Source organism: Stenotrophomonas sp. 107298_Sma (genome assembly GCF_056480345.1).
Genome location: NZ_CM151094.1, coordinates 3135788 through 3152706, shown reverse-complemented (window position 1 = coordinate 3152706; position 16919 = coordinate 3135788). Strand labels below are relative to the sequence as shown.

The 16919-nt window shown below is 65.5% G+C and carries 12 protein-coding genes; 9 read left to right on the top strand and 3 right to left on the bottom strand.

Annotated elements, in window-relative coordinates; genetic code table 11:
• Window positions 1-94: 94 nt before the first annotated feature.
• Genes ACZK2G_RS14815 through ACZK2G_RS14805 form a run of 3 tightly spaced genes read right to left on the bottom strand, consistent with a single transcriptional unit; the run spans window position 95 to window position 3561 of the window.
• Window positions 95-1774, bottom strand: coding sequence for a pseudouridine synthase (locus ACZK2G_RS14815; protein WP_046984373.1), 1680 nt, complete (start codon window positions 1772-1774; stop codon window positions 95-97).
• A complete protein-coding gene (scpB, locus tag ACZK2G_RS14810) occupies window positions 1767-2642 on the bottom strand; it encodes an SMC-Scp complex subunit ScpB (protein WP_478473721.1) in 876 nt (291 codons plus the stop codon). The genes ACZK2G_RS14815 and scpB overlap by 8 nt, the downstream gene beginning before the upstream one ends.
• A 13-nt stretch (window positions 2643-2655) precedes the next feature.
• Window positions 2656-3561, bottom strand: coding sequence for a segregation and condensation protein A (locus ACZK2G_RS14805; RefSeq protein WP_046984371.1), 906 nt, complete (start codon window positions 3559-3561; stop codon window positions 2656-2658).
• A gap of 361 nt (window positions 3562-3922) precedes the next feature.
• On the opposite strand from ACZK2G_RS14805, the gene ACZK2G_RS14800 reads away from it, so the two are divergent.
• From ACZK2G_RS14800 to ACZK2G_RS14760, 9 genes are all read left to right on the top strand, one after another.
• Entirely contained in the window at window positions 3923-4222 is a 300-nt protein-coding gene (locus ACZK2G_RS14800; protein WP_478475590.1) for a YciI family protein, read from the top strand.
• Window positions 4219-4494, top strand: a complete 276-nt coding sequence (locus ACZK2G_RS14795; protein ID WP_046984370.1) for a BolA family protein — start codon at window positions 4219-4221, stop codon at window positions 4492-4494. Before ACZK2G_RS14800 ends, ACZK2G_RS14795 begins: the two co-directional genes overlap by 4 nt.
• Window positions 4495-4642: 148 nt before the next feature.
• Window positions 4643-5680 carry a LacI family DNA-binding transcriptional regulator gene (locus ACZK2G_RS14790; RefSeq protein ID WP_046984369.1) on the top strand — a complete coding sequence of 346 codons (1038 nt, stop codon included), beginning with the start codon at window positions 4643-4645 and terminating at the stop codon, window positions 5678-5680.
• A gap of 76 nt (window positions 5681-5756) precedes the next feature.
• Window positions 5757-8843, top strand: a complete 3087-nt coding sequence (locus ACZK2G_RS14785) for a TonB-dependent receptor (protein ID WP_136639501.1) — start codon at window positions 5757-5759, stop codon at window positions 8841-8843.
• 251 nt (window positions 8844-9094) lie between these two features.
• Window positions 9095-10699, top strand: a complete 1605-nt coding sequence (locus tag ACZK2G_RS14780) for a glucoamylase family protein (protein WP_046984367.1) — start codon at window positions 9095-9097, stop codon at window positions 10697-10699.
• Between the two features lie 4 nt (window positions 10700-10703).
• Entirely contained in the window at window positions 10704-12044 is a 1341-nt protein-coding gene (locus tag ACZK2G_RS14775; RefSeq protein WP_006378067.1) for a sugar ABC transporter substrate-binding protein, read from the top strand.
• Complete coding sequence (locus ACZK2G_RS14770; RefSeq protein WP_046984366.1) at window positions 12041-12922, top strand: carbohydrate ABC transporter permease; 882 nt, start codon at window positions 12041-12043, stop codon at window positions 12920-12922. Before ACZK2G_RS14775 ends, ACZK2G_RS14770 begins: the two co-directional genes overlap by 4 nt.
• Window positions 12919-13755, top strand: coding sequence for a carbohydrate ABC transporter permease (locus ACZK2G_RS14765; RefSeq protein WP_006378064.1), 837 nt, complete (start codon window positions 12919-12921; stop codon window positions 13753-13755). Before ACZK2G_RS14770 ends, ACZK2G_RS14765 begins: the two co-directional genes overlap by 4 nt.
• On the top strand, window positions 13752-16919 hold the full coding sequence (locus ACZK2G_RS14760) for a discoidin domain-containing protein (protein ID WP_478473719.1): 3168 nt from the start codon (window positions 13752-13754) through the stop codon (window positions 16917-16919). The genes ACZK2G_RS14765 and ACZK2G_RS14760 overlap by 4 nt, the downstream gene beginning before the upstream one ends.

Genomic DNA, 16919 nt, shown 5'->3' with positions numbered 1-16919 from the left:
ACACCGTGGCAAAAACGAATTAATCCCCTCCGTCCCCTTTTTAAAGAAAAACCCCGGCCGGAGCCGGGGTTTTTCATGTCGCTCGCGTCAGCGATCAGCCGCCGCGCGGGCCACTGCGGCGCGGGCCGCCGGGGCCACGGTTGCCGCCGGGGCCACCCGGGCCACGGTTGCCACCCGGGCCGCCGGGACCACGATTGCCGCCGGGACCGCCCGGGCCACGGTTGCCACCGGGGCCACCTGCGCCGCGGTTGCCGCCCGGGCGTGCATTGGCGTTGCCGCCCGGACGACCGTTGCCGGCCGGACGCGCACTGCCATACGGGTTGAAGCCCGGATTGGCGTGGTCGGACGGGAAGCTCGGGGCGTTGCCCGGATGGCCGTACGGGTGCTTGTTGCCCTGGCCCTGCGAGCGGTTGCCGGCACCGGCCGGACGGCCCTGGCCGCCACCGGCGCCACGGCCTTCACCACCGAAACCGCCACGGCCCTGGCCGCCACCGGCGCCTGCGCCGGGACCCTTCGGCTTGCCGTATGGACGACCCTGGCCGCCTGCGCCCGGACCGCGTGCGCCGGGGCCACGAGCACCCGGACCGGCATTGCGGTGGCCGCTCGGGCCGGTGCTGACACCGTCCGGCACATACCAGGTACGGAATGCCGCCGGGTTGCCTTCCGGCAACGAGCGGTCGTTCTTCTGTGCGCGCTGCTTGAACGGCTTCTGCGACTGCTTGGCTGCGGCTTCACCGCTGACCGTCAGGCCGCCCTTGAAGCCGCCGCCTGCTTTGCCGCCACGACCACGGCCGCGGTCTTCGCGGACGTTGTCGAAACGACGCAGCTCGCGACCTTCATCGGCAGTGTTGTGGCCGTTGACGTAGGCATTGCCACGGCCACCTTCGCGCACGCGCACGGTGGTCTTGGCGGCGCGGCGCTGGCCGATCACCGGCTGCAGGGTCAGCGCCGACGGCGCGCCTTCTTCCAGCTTCAGCTGCGCACGCAGGGCTTCGACCTGGGCGCTGCCCAGCTCCACCGAATGGCCGCGGGCCAGTTCGCGCGGCAGGGTAACCTTGCCGTAGCGGGTGCGCTTCAGGCGGCTGACCTGGCAACCCTGGGATTCCCACAGGCGGCGCACTTCGCGGTTGCGGCCTTCCTTCACCACAACGCGGAACCAGTCGTGCGAATCGGTGCCGCCAATGCGTTCGATCTCATCGAACTTGGCCGGGCCATCTTCCAGTGCCACGCCGCGGCCGAGGCGGTCGATGATGGCGTCGGAGACCTTCTCTTCGCCTTCCGGGGCACGCACGCGCACAACGTACTCGCGCTCGACCTCGAACGACGGGTGCATCATGGCGTTGGCCAGCTCACCGTCGGTGGTGGCCAGCAGCAGGCCGGTGGTATTGATGTCCAGGCGGCCGACCGCGATCCAGCGCGCGCCCTTCAGCGGCGGCAGCGATTCGAACACGGTCGGGCGGCCTTCGGGGTCTTCGCGGGTGGTCACTTCGCCTTCCGGCTTGTTGTAGACCAACACGCGCGACGGCTCGGCCAGGGCGGTGGCGACGAAGCCACGGCCGTCCAGCTCGATCTTGTCGCCGCTCTTGACCGACATGCCGGTCTGCGCGACTTCACCGTTGACCTTGACCAGGCCTTCGGCGATGCGCTGTTCCAGCGCGCGGCGCGAGCCGAGGCCGGCCTGGGCCAGGACCTTGTGCAGGCGTTCTTCCAATTTGAACTGTTCGGAGGTGGCTTCGCGCTTCAGCGAGAGCTTGTTACGGGGGGTGTCACTCATCAGTTTTGCTCCGGCCGACGGTTTCGAGGTCGGCCTCTGGTTCGGAATCGGCTTGGTCAACAGCCACGGTCGTCATCGCGACGGCGTTGTCTTCGCGTTCGTTCACTGGCACCGCGCGCTCGCCCGGCGCGGAATCGGGATGCCCATCATCGAAGGGCGAAGGTGCTTGCTCATCGGAGGCCGAGGCAGGGGCTGCATCGGCGGAATCGGGGGTGTTACTGCCGGCCAGGCCGGCGTCATCATTGGCGGCGTCATCGTGACCACCGGCCGAAACATCGGGGCCTTCGGCGCCAGCCCGGGGCGGCGCATCGCGGTCCAGCGACAGCTGCGGCTCCAGTTCGCCCAGGTCCTTCAGTTCCGACAACGGCGGCAGTTCATCCAGTCGCTTCAGGCCGAAGTAGTCCAGGAAGCCCTTGGTGGTACCGAACAACGCCGGCTTGCCAGGCACGTCGCGGTGCCCGACCACGCGTATCCACTCGCGTTCTTCCAGCGCCTGGATGATGTTGCTGCTGACCGCCACGCCGCGCACCTGTTCGATCTCGCCGCGGGTGATCGGCTGCCGGTAGGCAATCAGCGCCAGGGTTTCCAAAGTGGCGCGGGTGTAGCGGGTCTTGCGTTCGGTCCACAGCCGGCTGATCCAGCCGTGTACTTCGCCGGTGACCTGGTAGCGGAAGCCTGAGGCGACCTCGACCAGTTCCACGCCACGGCCTTCGCAGGCGTCGCGCAGGCGTTCCAGCGCACGTTCGATGCTGCCCGGCGGTGCCGGTTCCTCTTCCGGGAACAGGTCCTTCAGCTGGGCCAGGGTAAGCGGCTGGCTGGAAGCCAGCAGCGCACCTTCGACAATGCGGTCGATCAGCGGTTGATCCATCGGCAGTCAGCGCTCACTCGTTGGCATTGGCGGCGTCGTTGTCGTCGAACTCGCTGCTGAACTGCAGCGGGGCGTTGGTGTTGCCGGCGGCCAATGACTTCACATAGATCGGCGCCAGCGGTTCTTCCTGGACGATGTCCAGCAGCTGCTCCTTGGCCAGTTCCAGCACCGCCAGGAACGTGACCAGCACGCCCAGCTTGCCTTCTTCCGCGGTGAACAACCCTTCAAAGCGGTAGAACTTGCCGTCTTCAAGCCGGCCGAGTACTTCACCCATGCGCTGCCGGACACTCAGCGCCTCGCGCTTGATCGCGTGGCCGGTGAACAGCTCGGCGCGCTTGAGCACGTCGTGCAGGGCCATCAGCATTTCCTTCAGGTCGACCGGCGGCGGCAGCTTCACCGTCGCCCGTTCGGGCATGAAGGCGTGGGCCAGGCTGGTATCGCGGTCCTGGCGGGGCAGGGCGTCGATGTCCTCGGCAGCCTGCTTGAAACGTTCGTACTCCTGCAGCCGGCGTACCAGCTCGGCACGCGGGTCGGCCTCATCGCCTTCCTCGCTGACCGGGCGCGGCAGCAGCATGCGCGACTTCACCTCGGCGAGGATCGCGGCCATCACCAGGTACTCGGCGGCCAGCTCGAAACGCAGCTCGCGCATCACCGTGATGTATTCCACGTACTGCCGGGTGATCTCGGCCACGGGGATGTCCAGCACGTCCAGGTTCTGCCGGCGGATCAGGTACAGCAGCAGGTCCAGTGGGCCTTCAAAGGCATCCAGGATGACTTCCAGCGCATCCGGCGGGATGTACAGGTCCTGCGGAATCTGCAGGACTGGTTGCCCATGCACCACGGCCAGCGGCATTTCCTGCTGCTGGGGGGCGGGCGGCCGGGTTGGCGGGTTCGCGTCGAGCGCGAGTTCGGAAGTCATCTAATGGACATCAGGATTGCAACGGACCAGTCGCGGCACCGGGTTCACCGGGCCAACGCCACGGAGCCCCAGGGCACCAGACACGCCGGGATCGGCGCGCTTCCACACATATCAAACAGCAGGACGCGCCGCAGGGAACGGCAGCGACGGGACTACGGGGAGGTCGTCTACGTGGCCCCTTTGAAACAGCGGGACGGTCGTCGGGGGCTGCGTTGGCCGCAAAAACCGACGGGCTGCTGCATCCAGCCACGTGCAATGGAGTCTAGAGTAAGCCTTTGCCGCGCCAGTGTCCAGCTGCGGCCGGGGCAGGGGCCGCATTGGCTAGAATCAGCGCACCGACAACGCGAGCGAGGAAATGCCGGTGTGGTATGTGATCGAAGGGTATGACGGCCAGGATGTCCTGGCGCAACGACTGCAGGCGCGGCCGGAACACCTGGCGCGGCTGCACGCGCTGCGCGACGAAGGTCGCCTGCTGTTGGCCGGGCCTTGCCCGGCGGTGGACAGCGAAGACCCGGGCCCGGCCGGTTTCAGTGGCTCGGTGGTGATTGCCCAGTTCGATTCGTTGCCGCAGGCGCAGGCCTGGGCCGATGCCGACCCCTACGTGGCGGCAGGTGTCTACACCCAGGTGCAGGTGCGGCCGTTCCGCAAGGTGCTGCCGTGAACGCGGAACGGATCGAGCGGATTCGTGATGCGCTGCAGCAAGCGTTGGCCCCGATCGTGCTCGAAATCGAGGACGACAGCCATCGCCATGCTGGCCATGCCGGCGCCCGCGACGGTCGTGGCCATTTCAACGTGCATGTGGTCAGTGATCGGTTCGCCGGGCTGGGCCCGCTGGCCCGTCACCGCGCGGTCTACGCCGCGCTGGGAGCGATGATGGAGACCGATATCCACGCGCTGTCCATCCGTGCGCTGACCCCGTCAGAACAGGGCTGAGGCCTTGTCCCACGCTGTCCTGGCCGGTCCCCGCAGGGGCCGGCGCAGACAGATTTCCATGTCCATTTCGGGACATTCGCCTAACGGACTGTTTACAAGCCCAGATGGAAACGCTTACATTCCGCGCCAATGCTGGTAGGTCCAAGCCGTGGAGGGCGGCTTCGTGAACAAGGCAGCTATCACAATCAAAGACGTCGCACGCGAAGCCCGGGTCTCCGTGGCCACGGTTTCCCGCGCGCTCAACGGGCATGAAAATGTCGCCGAACCGGTCCGCCAGCTTGTGCTGGAGGTGGCCGCACGGCTGCGTTACACCCCGCACGCCGCCGCCCGCAGCCTGAGCAGCCGCCGCACCAATACGGTGGGGGTGGTGCTGCCGGACCTGTACGGTGAATTCTTCTCCGAGTTGATGCGCGGCATCGACAACGTTGCCCGTAGCCGTCGTCAGCACCTGCTGGTGTCCAGCTACCACGGCGACCAGGAACAGCAGGGCGCCGCCCTGCGCGCCATGCGCGGCCGCGTCGATGGCCTGCTGGTGCTCTCGCCTTATGCCGAGAGTCCGGGCTTCCTGACCGACAACCTGCCGCAGTCGTTGCCGACGGTGTTGATCAACACCTATCTGCCCGGTCAGGACCATCCGGTGTTGAGCATCGACGACCATGCTGGTGCGATGGCGATGACCCGCCACCTGCTCGAGGCCGGTCACCGCCGCATCGCCTTCATTTCTGGCCCGGACCTCAACTTCGACGCGCGCGAGCGCCTGCGTGGCTTCCGTGACGCGCTGGCGGCTTTTGGCAGTGGCGCCGAAGGCATCGAGCTGCCCGGTGATTTCGACGAAGCTTCCGGCCACCGCGCCGGTCAGGAGTTGCTGGCAGCCGGAGCGCTGCCCGATGCCGTATTCGCGGCCAACGACATGATGGCCCTGGGCTGCCTGTATGCGTTCACGCAGGCCGGTGTCCAGGTCCCGTCCGATGTCGCGCTGGCGGGTTTCGATGACATTCCGCTGGCGCGTTTCGTCCACCCGTCGCTGACCACCATGCAGGTCAGCATCGCCGAGCTCGGCGACCGGGCCATGACGCGCCTGCTGCAGTTGATGGACGGCACCTCCACGGACGGGACAGGGGACAAGCAGACCCTGGTTCCCCGCTTGATAGTTCGCGATTCCACCACTCCGCCATCGGGCCATTGAAGCCAGAGGCGTTCCTTCTTTTTTGATTGATCGCAGGGACCGCGCAAGCGGTCACCGCCACCCGGAGATTGAGTTGATGATGCACACCACCTTCCGCACGCCGGCACGCCGGCTGCTGAGCACCGCACTGGTCAGTTGCCTGATGCTGGCCGCCGCTCCGAACGTCATGGCGCAGTCGGCCAACGCCAGCCTGCGCGGCCAGGTTGCCGGCGCCCAGGCAGGCACCGAAGTCACCGCCACCAACGTGGCCACCGGCACCGTCCGCCGCGGCACCATCCGCGCCGATGGCAGCTACTCGCTGATGGGCCTGGATCCGGGCACCTACAACGTGGTCGCTAACGGCCAGACCCAGAAGGTCACCGTCACCGTGGCCTCGACCGCCACCCTGAACTTTGCCGACGCCGCCAGCAGCACCCCCGGCGCGACCGCGGCCACCAACCTGGACACCGTCAACGTTGTTGCGCCGACCCTGCTGCAGGAAGTGCGCACCTCTGAAGTCGGCAAGACTGTCAGCCTGCAGCAGATCCAGACCACCCCGCAGGTGTCGCGCAACTTCCTGGAGTTCGCCGACGCGGTGCCGGGCATGATCTTCACCCGCGATGCCAAGGGCAACACCTCGCTGCGCGGCGGCGCCACCAATTCCGATGGCACCAACGTCTACATCGATGGCGTGGGCCAGAAGAGCTACGTCAAGGGCGGCGGCATCTCCGGCCAGTCCGGAAGCGCAGGCAATCCGTTCCCGCAGCTGGCCATCGGTGAATACAAGGTCATCACCGGCAACTACAAGGCCGAGTACGGCCAGGTGTCCAGTGCAGCGATCACCGCCGCCACCAAGTCCGGTACCAACGAGTTCAAGGGTGAAACCTTCTACCGTTACACCAACGACAGCATGCGCGCGATGACCCCGGCCGAACGCCAGCCGGGCAAGAGCAAGGAAGAATCGGCCGAGAAGGAATATGGCTTCGCCTTGGGTGGCCCGATCATCCAGGACAAGGCCCACTTCTTCGTCACCTATGAAGCCAAGCGCTTCGACCTGCCGGTGACCATTGCACCGGACGGCGCAGTGACGCCCGCTGCCGCCAAGCTGCCGGCTGACGGCGCCGCTGGCCTCGGCCCGGCCAGCCAGCCGTTCCAGCAGGACCTGATCTTCGCCAAGATCGACTTCGAGCCGACCGACAACGATCGCATCGAACTGACTTTCCAGGACCGCGACGAGACCCAGCAGCAGTTCAGTGGTCAGACCGCAAAGGTTCACGGCAAGGTCGTTGACAACACCGACCGCCGTTACGCCCTGCGCTGGAACCACAGCGGTGAGCGCTTCTACAACGAGCTGATGGTCACCCATGAAGAGGCCTTCAACAACCCGCTGCCGCTGAGCTTTGGCAACGGCATCATCTACACCGCACCGGATTTCGGTGACTCGGACGCCAACCGTCCGCAGGAGAAGACCCTTGTCCAGGTCGGCGCAGCCGATGCCTTCGCCTCGCAGGTGAAGGGCCAGAAGGGCTGGGCGATCGAGGACAACCTGACCCTCGATGGCCTGCAGTGGGCCGGCGACCACACCATCAAGATGGGGGCCAAGTACAAACAGATCGACCTGTACGCCTCCGACGCGGCGCAGATCAATCCGCAGTTCTCTTACACCATCGACAACCCGGCGTTCCCGTCGGGCACGCCGTACAAGGCCCAGTTCACCAAGGCCAGCACCGGTGTCACCGGCGTGCAGTCTGAAGTGCGCGCCAAGGTCAAGCAGATTGGTCTGTTCATCCAGGATGACTGGCAGGTCAACGATCACCTGCAGCTGAACATCGGCCTGCGCTGGGATTACGAAAAGAATCCGGTCTATACCGATTTCGTGACCCCGCCGGAAGTCGTGAAAGCGCTGTTCTCGCAGGATCCGAACGCGCCGGTGGGCGTGTCCCAGACCTACGCGCAGACGCTGGCGCTCAGCGGATTGAACGTCAACGACTACATCAGCACCGGCCACAACCGCAAGAATTTCAAGAATGCCTGGCAGCCGCGCCTGGGCTTCTCGTATGACGTCAATGCCGACGAACGACACGTGTTCCATGGTGGCGCCGGCCGTTCCTATGACCGCGACCTGTTCGACAACCTGGCACTGGAAACCACCAAGCTGGCGCTGCCGCAGCCGACCGTGTATTTCCGCAACCCGGCCACCGGCAACTGCATGTATGGCCAGACGCCGTGCTTTGACTGGAACCCGAACCTGCTGAACGGCATCGAGAACGTGCAGGCACTGCTGGGGGCCACCAGCAATGAAGGCATGGAGGTCGATCTGCTGAACAACAACATGAAGGTGCCGTACGCCGACCAGTTCAGCCTGGGCATGAGCAACCAGTTCGGCGAGTGGCTGACCGATGCCACGATTTCCCGCACGCTGACCTATGACGGCTTTGCCTTCACCCTGGGCAACCGCTTCAACAACGGCAACTTCTTTGACAACCAGATGCTGTGTGGTGCCAAGGAGCCGACCTATGGCCAGCCGTGGAACTGCAACATTCCGGGCTTCGGCAGCCTGATCATCGGCCAGCAGGGCATCAAGACCCGATCGACCCAGGTCCTGCTGTCGGCGCAGAAGCCGTACAGCAAGGAAAGCGGCTGGGGCACTTCGATCGCCTACACCTGGACCAACGCGCGTCACAACCGCAACATCAACGAGCATTACTCGTTCGATCGCGGCACCATTGGTGAATACCCGACCATCAAGTCCAACGGCGCGCCGCGTCACCGCCTGGTGGTGACCGGTTCGTATGATGGCTTCTGGGGCATCACCTTCGGTGGCAAGCTGACCCTGGCCACGCCGACGCCGGGCAACGACTGGTCCTGCATCGCCCAGGCGGGCACCGCCAACTGCCTGCCGACTCCGGCCGCCGGTACGCCGGGTGGCAATGGCCGCTTCCTGCTCGGTGGCAAGATCTTCGGCTACCGCTCGCTGGATCTGCAGGCGACCAAGACCTTCAAGCTGGCTGGCGATACCGAGCTGTACGCGCGTATCGACATCATCAACGTGCTCAACTTCGACAACTTCTCGAACCTGAACTACGTCAAGCAGGACGGCAAGCTGCTGGTGAGCTACAACGAGACCGGCGACGTCATCGGTACCCCGCGCCAGGTCAAGGCGGAAGTGGGCTTCCGCTTCTAAGCCGATCCGCCTGAAGCAATACCCGATGCCGCCGGTCCGCCGGCGGCATCGGCAGGATGAAAAAACGGCAATGGCCGGCCCGGTGCCGGTCCATTGCCCACGCCGCTGCCGGCCAGGGGGCAGCGGCGTGGGCAATGATCGCGGTGTCAAACCACGTTTTTCGTGGTTTTTTAAGAACGCATCTTGTAAACGATTTCAGATCATTGGACGGTATGCTTTCCCATCGATCAGACCACCGGAGAAATCGCGCCATGCTGGCACGCCATCTGTTGTCCGCCGCAGCGTTGAGCCTGGTCGTTGCTGCCTGCCAGCCGGCCCAGCAGGAGCCTGCCAAGCCTCAGCCGCAGGTGATCCTGATCGAGGCCGACGCGCCACCGCGGCCGATGAAGCCGGTGCTGCCGCCGCTTTTCGATGACATCGAACGCCGTACCTTCCAGTTCTTCTGGGACACCACCAACGAAATCAACGGCCTGACCCCGGACCGTTACCCGTCGAGGCCGTTTGCCAGCATCGCCTCGGTTGGCTTCGCGCTGACTGCCTATCCGATCGGCATCGAGAACGGTTGGGTCAGCCGCAACCAGGCCATCGACCGCACGCTGACCACCCTGAAGTTCTTCCGCGACGTGCCGATGGGCCCGCAGCGCACCGGCAAGGCCGGCTACAAGGGCTTCTACTACCACTTCCTGGACATGCAGGAAGGCCGCCGCTACGACAGCTGGGTCGAACTGTCCTCGGTGGATACCGCACTGCTGATGATGGGCGTGTTGTTCGCGCAGTCGTACTACGACGGCGACGATCCGCGCGAGAAGGAGATCCGCCAGATCGCCGACACGCTGTACAAGAAGGTCGACTGGCCGTGGCTGCAGCAGCGTGCACCGCTGATCTCGATGGGCTGGTTCCCGGAGAGCGGCTTCATCGACCACGACTGGATGGGCTACAACGAGGCGATGATGGTCTACATCCTCGCCCTGGGCTCGCCGACGCATCCGGTCAGCCCGGATGCGTGGACCGTGTGGACGCGTACCTATGACAACGACTGGGGCGTGTACCAGGGGCAGGAATACCTGTCATTCGGCCCGTTGTTCGGCCACCAGTACAGCCACGTCTGGATCGACTTCCGCGACATCCAGGACGCGTACATGCGCGAGCGCGGCAGCACTTATTTCCTCAACAGCCGCTCGGCCGCGCTGGCCCAACGCGAATACGCCATCGCCAACCCCATGCAGTGGAAGGAGTACGGCGAGAACGTGTGGGGCCTGACTGCCAGCGACGGACCGCAGAACACCACCCAGGACTATCGCGGCGAGCAGCGCCAGTTCCGCCATTACTCCTCGCGCGGCGCTGGCCTGCGCGAGAACTTCGATGACGGCACCATCGCTCCCACCGCTGCGATCGCGTCGGTGGTGTTCGCCCCCGAGCAGGTGATCCCGGCCACGCTGGAGATGCACAAGCGCTTTGGCGACTACATCTATTCCAGCTACGGCTTCCTGGATTCGTTCAACCCCAGCTTCAACTACGACATCCCGATCAAGACCGGTCGCCTGGTGCCGGATCGGGGCTGGGTCGCCAGCGACTACATCGCCATCGACCAGGGCCCGATCCTGACCATGATCGCCAACTACCGCGATGACTTTGTCTGGGAAGTGATGAAGAAGAACCCGTACATCCGCAAGGGCCTGGAGCGGGCCGGGTTCAACGGTGGCTGGCTGGCGCCGGAAGGCTCCTTCCAGCCGCTGGAACTGCAGAAAGACGAAAAGGCCGCGGCGGCACGCGCGGTGGGTATCGCCGAATCACGCGCGGCTGCCGCGCAGGAACAGAAGAACAATGCCAACCGCACCACAGGCCAGGGCAAGTAACCTGATGCCGAACTGGATCGACCGCCTGCGCCGCTGGGCGCTGCCTGCCCTGGCCGCATTGGCCGTGGCCGGCTGCGCCCGCACCGAGCCGGGCACCACCACCGTGCGCTTCTGGGCGATGGGGCGCGAAGCCGAGGTGGTCAGCGAATTGATCCACGAATTCGAGGCCGAGAACCCCGGTATCAAGGTGGATGTGCAGAACATCCCGTGGACGGCCGCGCACGAGAAGCTGCTGACCGCGTTCGCCGCCGACGGCCTGCCGGACGTGTGCCAGCTCGGCAACACCTGGGTGCCGGAGTTCGCCGAACTCGACGCGCTGACGCCGCTGCAGCCGTTCGTGCAGCGTTCGGCCGTGGTCGACCCGAAGGACTATTTCCAGGGCATCTGGGATACCAACGTGATCCACGGTGAACTGGTCGGCGTGCCGTGGTACGTCGATACGCGCCTGATCTACTACCGCAAGGACCTGCTGGCCAAAGCCGGCTATGACCACCCGCCGCGCACGTGGCAGGAGTGGGACGAGCAGATGGCGGCAATCAAGCGAATGCAGGGCCCGAGCCGCTATGCGGTGCTGATGCCGATCAACGAGTTCGAGCAGCAGCTGTCGCTGGCGCTGCAGCAGCCTGATCCGCTGCTGCGCGACGATGACACCCGCGGCAACTTCGCCAGCCCCGGTTTCCGTCGCACGCTGGCCTTCTACGCCAACATGTTCGAGCAGGGCTGGGCGCCGAAGATGTCCGAGACGCAGATCTCCAACGTCTGGGACGAGTTCTTCCGTGGCTTCAACGTGTTCTACATTTCCGGCCCCTGGAACATCCGCGAGTTCAAGAAGCTGCAGCCGAAGGAACTGGAAGGGCAGTGGGGTACCGCCGCGCTGCCGGGCCCGGATGGCCCGGGCGCCGGTATTGCCGGTGGCACAAGCCTGGTGATCTTCCGCAAGTCGCAGCAGAAGGAAGCGTCGTGGAAGCTGATCGAGTTCCTGTCGCGGCCGGAAATCCAGGCGCGCTTCCATTCGATCATCGGCGACCTGCCGCCACGCCGCAGCACCTGGAACGCGCCTTCGCTGGCCAACGATCCGCTGGCTGCTGCGTTCCGTGACCAGTTGGAACGGGTCAAGCCGACGCCGAAGGTGCTTGAATGGGAGCGCATCGTGCAGGAAATGCGCATCGTCACCGAGAAGGTGGTGCGCGGCGGCCTGCCGCAGGACAAGGCCGTGGAAGAACTGGACCAGCGCGTGGACAAGGTGCTGGCCAAGCGCCGCTGGATGCATGAACAACAACGCCTGCAGCAGCGCGTGCCGTCGCCGCAATCGAGCAGTGCCGTGGCCGCCGGGAGCGCGCAATGAAACGTACTTCACTTGCCGGCTGGATCTTTGCCGGTCCCTCGCTGATCGTGCTGGGCATGTTCTTCGGACTGCCGGTCGCCTCGGCGCTGGCGCTGAGCGTGACCGACTTCGACCTGTATGCCCTGGCTGACAGCAGCAACCTGCGCTTCGTCGGCCTGGGCAACTATGTCGACTTGCTGCAGACGCCGATGTTCTGGAAGTCGCTGTGGAACACGACCTACTTCGTGCTGATCGGCGTGCCGTTGTCGATCGGCGTGTCGCTGGGCGCGGCGATGCTGCTGAATGCACCGGCCGCGCGCTTCAAGGCGTTGTTCCGTACCGCGCTGTTCGCGCCGGTGGTGACCACGCTGGTGGCGGTGGCGGTGATCTGGCGCTACCTGTTCCATACCAGCTACGGTCTGGTGAACTACGGTCTGGGGCATCTGGGCATCAGTCCGATCGACTGGCTGGGCGATCCCAACTGGGCGATGCCGACCATCATGCTGTTCGCGGTGTGGAAGAACTTCGGCTACAACATGGTGATCTTCCTGGCGGGCCTGCAGGCGATCCCGCATGACCTGTACGAGGCCGCCCGCATCGACGGTGCCTCGCGCTGGAAGCAGTTCCTGCACATCACCCTGCCGATGCTCGGCCCGGTGCTGCTGGTGGTCGGCGTGATCACCGTGTCCGGCTACTTCCAGCTGTTCGCAGAGCCCTACGTGATGACCCGCGGCGACCCACTGCAGAGCACCGTCAGCGTGCTGTATTTCATGTTCGAGGAAGGCTTCAAGTGGTGGAACCTGGGACGCGCCTCCGCAGTGGCGTTCCTGCTGTTCCTGATCATCCTGGCGGTGACCACCGTGATGCTGCGTTTCGGCCGCAAGAGGCAGTTGGTATGAGTCGTGAAATCGGCCAGTCGCGCTGGTATCCGTGGTTGATCAATGGTGCGTTGCTTGTGCTGGCCCTGGTCAGCCTGGCACCGCTGCTGTGGATGCTCTCGGTCTCGTTCATGCCGCAGGGCGAGGCGACCCACTTCCCGCCGCCGTTGCTGCCGTCCAGCATCACCACGCGCAACTACCATGAGTTGTTCGCGCGCACCGGCATGGGTGGCAACTTCGCCAATAGCCTGCTGGTGTCGGTGGGCATCACCCTCGGCTCGCTGCTGCTCAACACCATGGCCGGCTATGCGTTCGCCAAGCTGAACTTCGTCGGCCGCGAACGCCTGTTCCAGGTGTTGATGGCCGCACTGGTGATCCCGGCACAGGTGGCGATGCTGCCGCTGTTCCTGCTGATGAAGCAGCTCGGCCTGGTCAACAGCTTCGGCGGCGTGATCGTGCCGGCGCTGGCCAGCGTGTTCGGCATCTTCCTGGTCCGCCAGTACGCGCGTTCGATCCCCGACGAACTGCTGGAAGCAGCGCGCATCGATGGGGCAGGGGAGTTGCGCATCTTCTTCCAGATCGTGCTGCCGATGCTCAAGCCGGTGCTGGTGACCCTGGCCATCTTCACCTTCATGGGCGCATGGAACGATTTCATGTGGCCGTTGATCGTGCTGACTGACCAGGAGCACTACACTTTGCCGGTGGCGCTGGCCACCCTCTCGCGCGAGCACATCATGGACGTGGAAATGATGATGGCCGGCGCGGTGGTCACCGTGGTTCCGGTGCTGGCGCTGTTCCTGGTGCTGCAGCGGTACTACATCCAAGGTCTGTTGCTGGGGAGCGTCAAAGGATGAAGCGAGCGATCGCCGTTGGACTGGGCCTGTTGTGGACCTCCCTGGCGATCGCCGCACCTCCGGCGCTGCCGGCGCCGAAGGTGCTGGACGACTTCGACGACATCAGTGCCTGGAAGCTGGTGCTGTCCGACCAGGTCAGCGGTTCGCTGCGGCCGGTCAGCGGTGCCGGCGGCGGCCGCGCGCTGTGCCTGGATTACGACTTCCACAACGTCTCCGGCTACGTCGGCATCCGTCGCGCGCTGAACATCGAATACCCGGTCAACTATCGTTTTGGCTTCCAGCTGCGCGGTGACTCGCCGGGCAACGACCTGCAGTTCAAGCTGATCGACGCCAGCGGCGATAACGTCTGGTGGGTCAACCGTCCTGGCTACGCCTTCCCCAAGACATGGACACCGGTCGAGTATCGCCGCCGCCAGATCGACAAGGCCTGGGGGCCGTCGCCCGAGAAGGAGATGTCGCGCAGCGCGGCGGTGGAGTTCACCCTCTACAGCAAGGTCGGTGGGCGCGGCACGGTGTGCTTCGACAAGCTGACCCTGCAGGGCCTGCCACCGCAGGATGATTCGGCGCTGGTGCCGTCGGTGATCGCAGATACCGCGATGGCGCTGCAGGACCGCATGATCGATGGCAGGAGCGATACCTTCTGGATCAGTGGCGGGGTCAAGCAGCAGACCATCAGCCTGGACCTGCACAAGAGCCGCGAGATCGGTGGCGCGGTGATCGACTGGTTGCCGAACCTGGAGGCCCGCCGCTACACCGTGCGCACCTCCGAGGATGGCCGTGACTGGCGCACCGTGCGTGAGGTGACCAGTGGTGCCGGTGGCCGTGATTGGCTGGCGCTGCCGGATACCGATGCACGCTACGTGCGCTTCGACCTGCAGGATGGCCCGAACTGGCGCTACGGCATCCGTGACATCGCGCTCAAGCCGTTGGCCTTCGCCGCGACCCCGAACGCATTCCTGTCTTCGGTGGCCGCCGACCTGCCGCGCGGGTCGCTGCCGCGTGCCTACGTGGGCGAGCAGCCGTACTGGACCCTGCTGGGCCTCGATGGCGGCCAGGAGCAGGCGCTGATCAGCGAGGACGGCGCACTGGAGCCGGCCAAGGGCAGCTTCAGCATCGAGCCGTTCATCCGCCTCGATGGCAAGCTGCTGGACTGGTCCAAGGTCGCCATCACCCAATCGCTGCAGGACCACTACCTGCCGATCGCCAACGTCGATTGGGTACATGAGAAGGCCGGCCTGGCGGTAACCAGCTTCGTGCAGGGCACTCCCGAGCGCGCGCAGCTGATCGGTCGCTATCGTCTCAGCAACCCGGACAAGGTCGCGCACGAGTACACCCTGGCGCTGGCGATCCGCCCCTGGCAGGTCAACCCGCCGACACAGTTCCTCAACACCGTCGGTGGCTTCAGCCGCATCGATGCGCTGGATGTCGGCGAGCAGCTGGTGCGGATCAATGGCGAGCCGCGCATCTATCCGCTGCAGGTGCCGGACGCACGCTTCGCCAGCACCTTCGACGGCAAGCTGGATGTGATGCATCTGGCGGAGGGAAAGTATCCGGCCACCACGACGGTGAAGGACAGCACCGGCATGGCGTCGGGCGCGCTGATGTATACGATCAGGCTGGAGCCCGGCCAGAGCCGCGAAGTGGCGGTGGTACTGCCGCAGACCGGAGGTTGGGCGCCGCAGGCACTGGACGTGGCCAAGGCCCAGGCCCAGGTGGCTGAACAGTGGCGGCAGAAACTGGGCGTGGTGTCGCTACAGGTGCCGGCTGCCGGCCAAGCGCTGGTCGACACCCTCCGCACCGCGGTCGCGCACATGCTGATCTCTCGTGTTGGCCCGCGCCTGCAGCCGGGCACGCGGTCATATGCACGCAGCTGGATCCGAGACGGCGCGATGATTTCCGAAGGCCTGCTGCGCATGGGTCGCAGCGATGCCGTGCGCGACTACATCAACTGGTACGCGCCCTACCAGTTCGAGAATGGCAAGGTGCCGTGCTGCGTCGACGCGCGCGGCAGCGACCCGGTGCCGGAAAACGACAGCCACGGCGAGTTGATCTACAGCATCGCCGAGTACGGCCGCTACACCGGCGACAGCACTTTCGTGGAACTGATGTGGCCGCACGTACAGGGCGCCTACACCTACATGGAGCAGCTGCGCGCCAGTGAGCGCACCGACGAGAACCGTGCGCGCAATCCGGCCTTCTACGGGATGATGCCGGCGTCGATCAGCCATGAGGGTTACTCGGCCAAGCCGATGCACTCGTACTGGGACAACTTCTGGGCGCTGCGTGGCTACAAGGATGCGGCGCAGCTGGCCACCCAGCTGGGCAAGGTTGAAGCGATGCAGATTGCCGAATCGCGCGACCAGTTCCGCGACGACCTGCAGGCGTCGCTGCTGTCGGCGATGCAGCAGCACAACATCGACTATCTCCCGGGCTCGGTCGAGCTGGGCGACTTCGACGCGACCTCGACCACCATCGCACTGGCCCCGGGCGGCGAGCAGGACCGGCTGCCACAGCAGGCGCTGGAGGCGACCTTCGAGCGCTACTGGGAGGAGTTCGTCGCCCGCCGTGACGGCAAGCGCGAGTGGAAGGACTACACGCCTTACGAATGGCGCAACGTGGCCGCGTTCGTACGCCTGGGCTGGCGCGACCGTGCCTGGCAGGCCACCGAGTTCTTCTTCAAGGATCGCGCGCCGCAGGCCTGGAACCAGTGGGCCGAAGTGGTCTCGCGTACGCCGCGCAAGCCGTTCTTCGTCGGCGACCTGCCGCATGCCTGGGTGGCCTCGGACTTCGTGCGCTCGGCGCTGGACATGTTTGCTTACCACCGCGACATGGACGACGCGCTGGTGCTGGCCGCGGGCGTGCCGAGCGCGTGGCTGCAGGGCGAGGGCATTGCCGTGCAGGGCCTGCGCACACCGCAGGGCCAGCTCAACTATCGCCTGCAGCGCAGCGAAAAGCAGCTGGTGCTGGACGTGCAGCCGGGCCTGGTACCGCCGGTCGGTGGCGTGGTGCTGCCATGGCCATACGCGGGTGATCCGGGCGAGGCGACCATCAACGGCGAAACGGCCGAGTGGGTCAACAAGGAACTGCACGTGCACCAGTTGCCTGCGCGGGTCGAGATTGAAGTGCCAAGCGCGGTGCGCCGCGCCGAACGCAAGGGGCAGTAA

Excerpts from the sequence above, each read along its gene's own strand:
- scpB (WP_478473721.1), bottom strand. The coding sequence starts at position 2,642 with ATGGATCAACCGCTGATCGACCGCATTGTCGAAGGTGCGCTGCTGGCT.
- ACZK2G_RS14770 (WP_046984366.1), top strand. The coding sequence starts at position 12,041 with ATGAAACGTACTTCACTTGCCGGCTGGATCTTTGCCGGTCCCTCGCTG.
- ACZK2G_RS14780 (WP_046984367.1), top strand. The coding sequence starts at position 9,095 with ATGCTGGCACGCCATCTGTTGTCCGCCGCAGCGTTGAGCCTGGTCGTT.
- ACZK2G_RS14805 (WP_046984371.1), bottom strand. The coding sequence starts at position 3,561 with ATGACTTCCGAACTCGCGCTCGACGCGAACCCGCCAACCCGGCCGCCC.
- ACZK2G_RS14815 (WP_046984373.1), bottom strand. The coding sequence starts at position 1,774 with ATGAGTGACACCCCCCGTAACAAGCTCTCGCTGAAGCGCGAAGCCACC.
- ACZK2G_RS14765 (WP_006378064.1), top strand. The coding sequence starts at position 12,919 with ATGAGTCGTGAAATCGGCCAGTCGCGCTGGTATCCGTGGTTGATCAAT.
- ACZK2G_RS14760 (WP_478473719.1), top strand. The coding sequence starts at position 13,752 with ATGAAGCGAGCGATCGCCGTTGGACTGGGCCTGTTGTGGACCTCCCTG.
- ACZK2G_RS14785 (WP_136639501.1), top strand. The coding sequence starts at position 5,757 with ATGATGCACACCACCTTCCGCACGCCGGCACGCCGGCTGCTGAGCACC.
- ACZK2G_RS14775 (WP_006378067.1), top strand. The coding sequence starts at position 10,704 with ATGCCGAACTGGATCGACCGCCTGCGCCGCTGGGCGCTGCCTGCCCTG.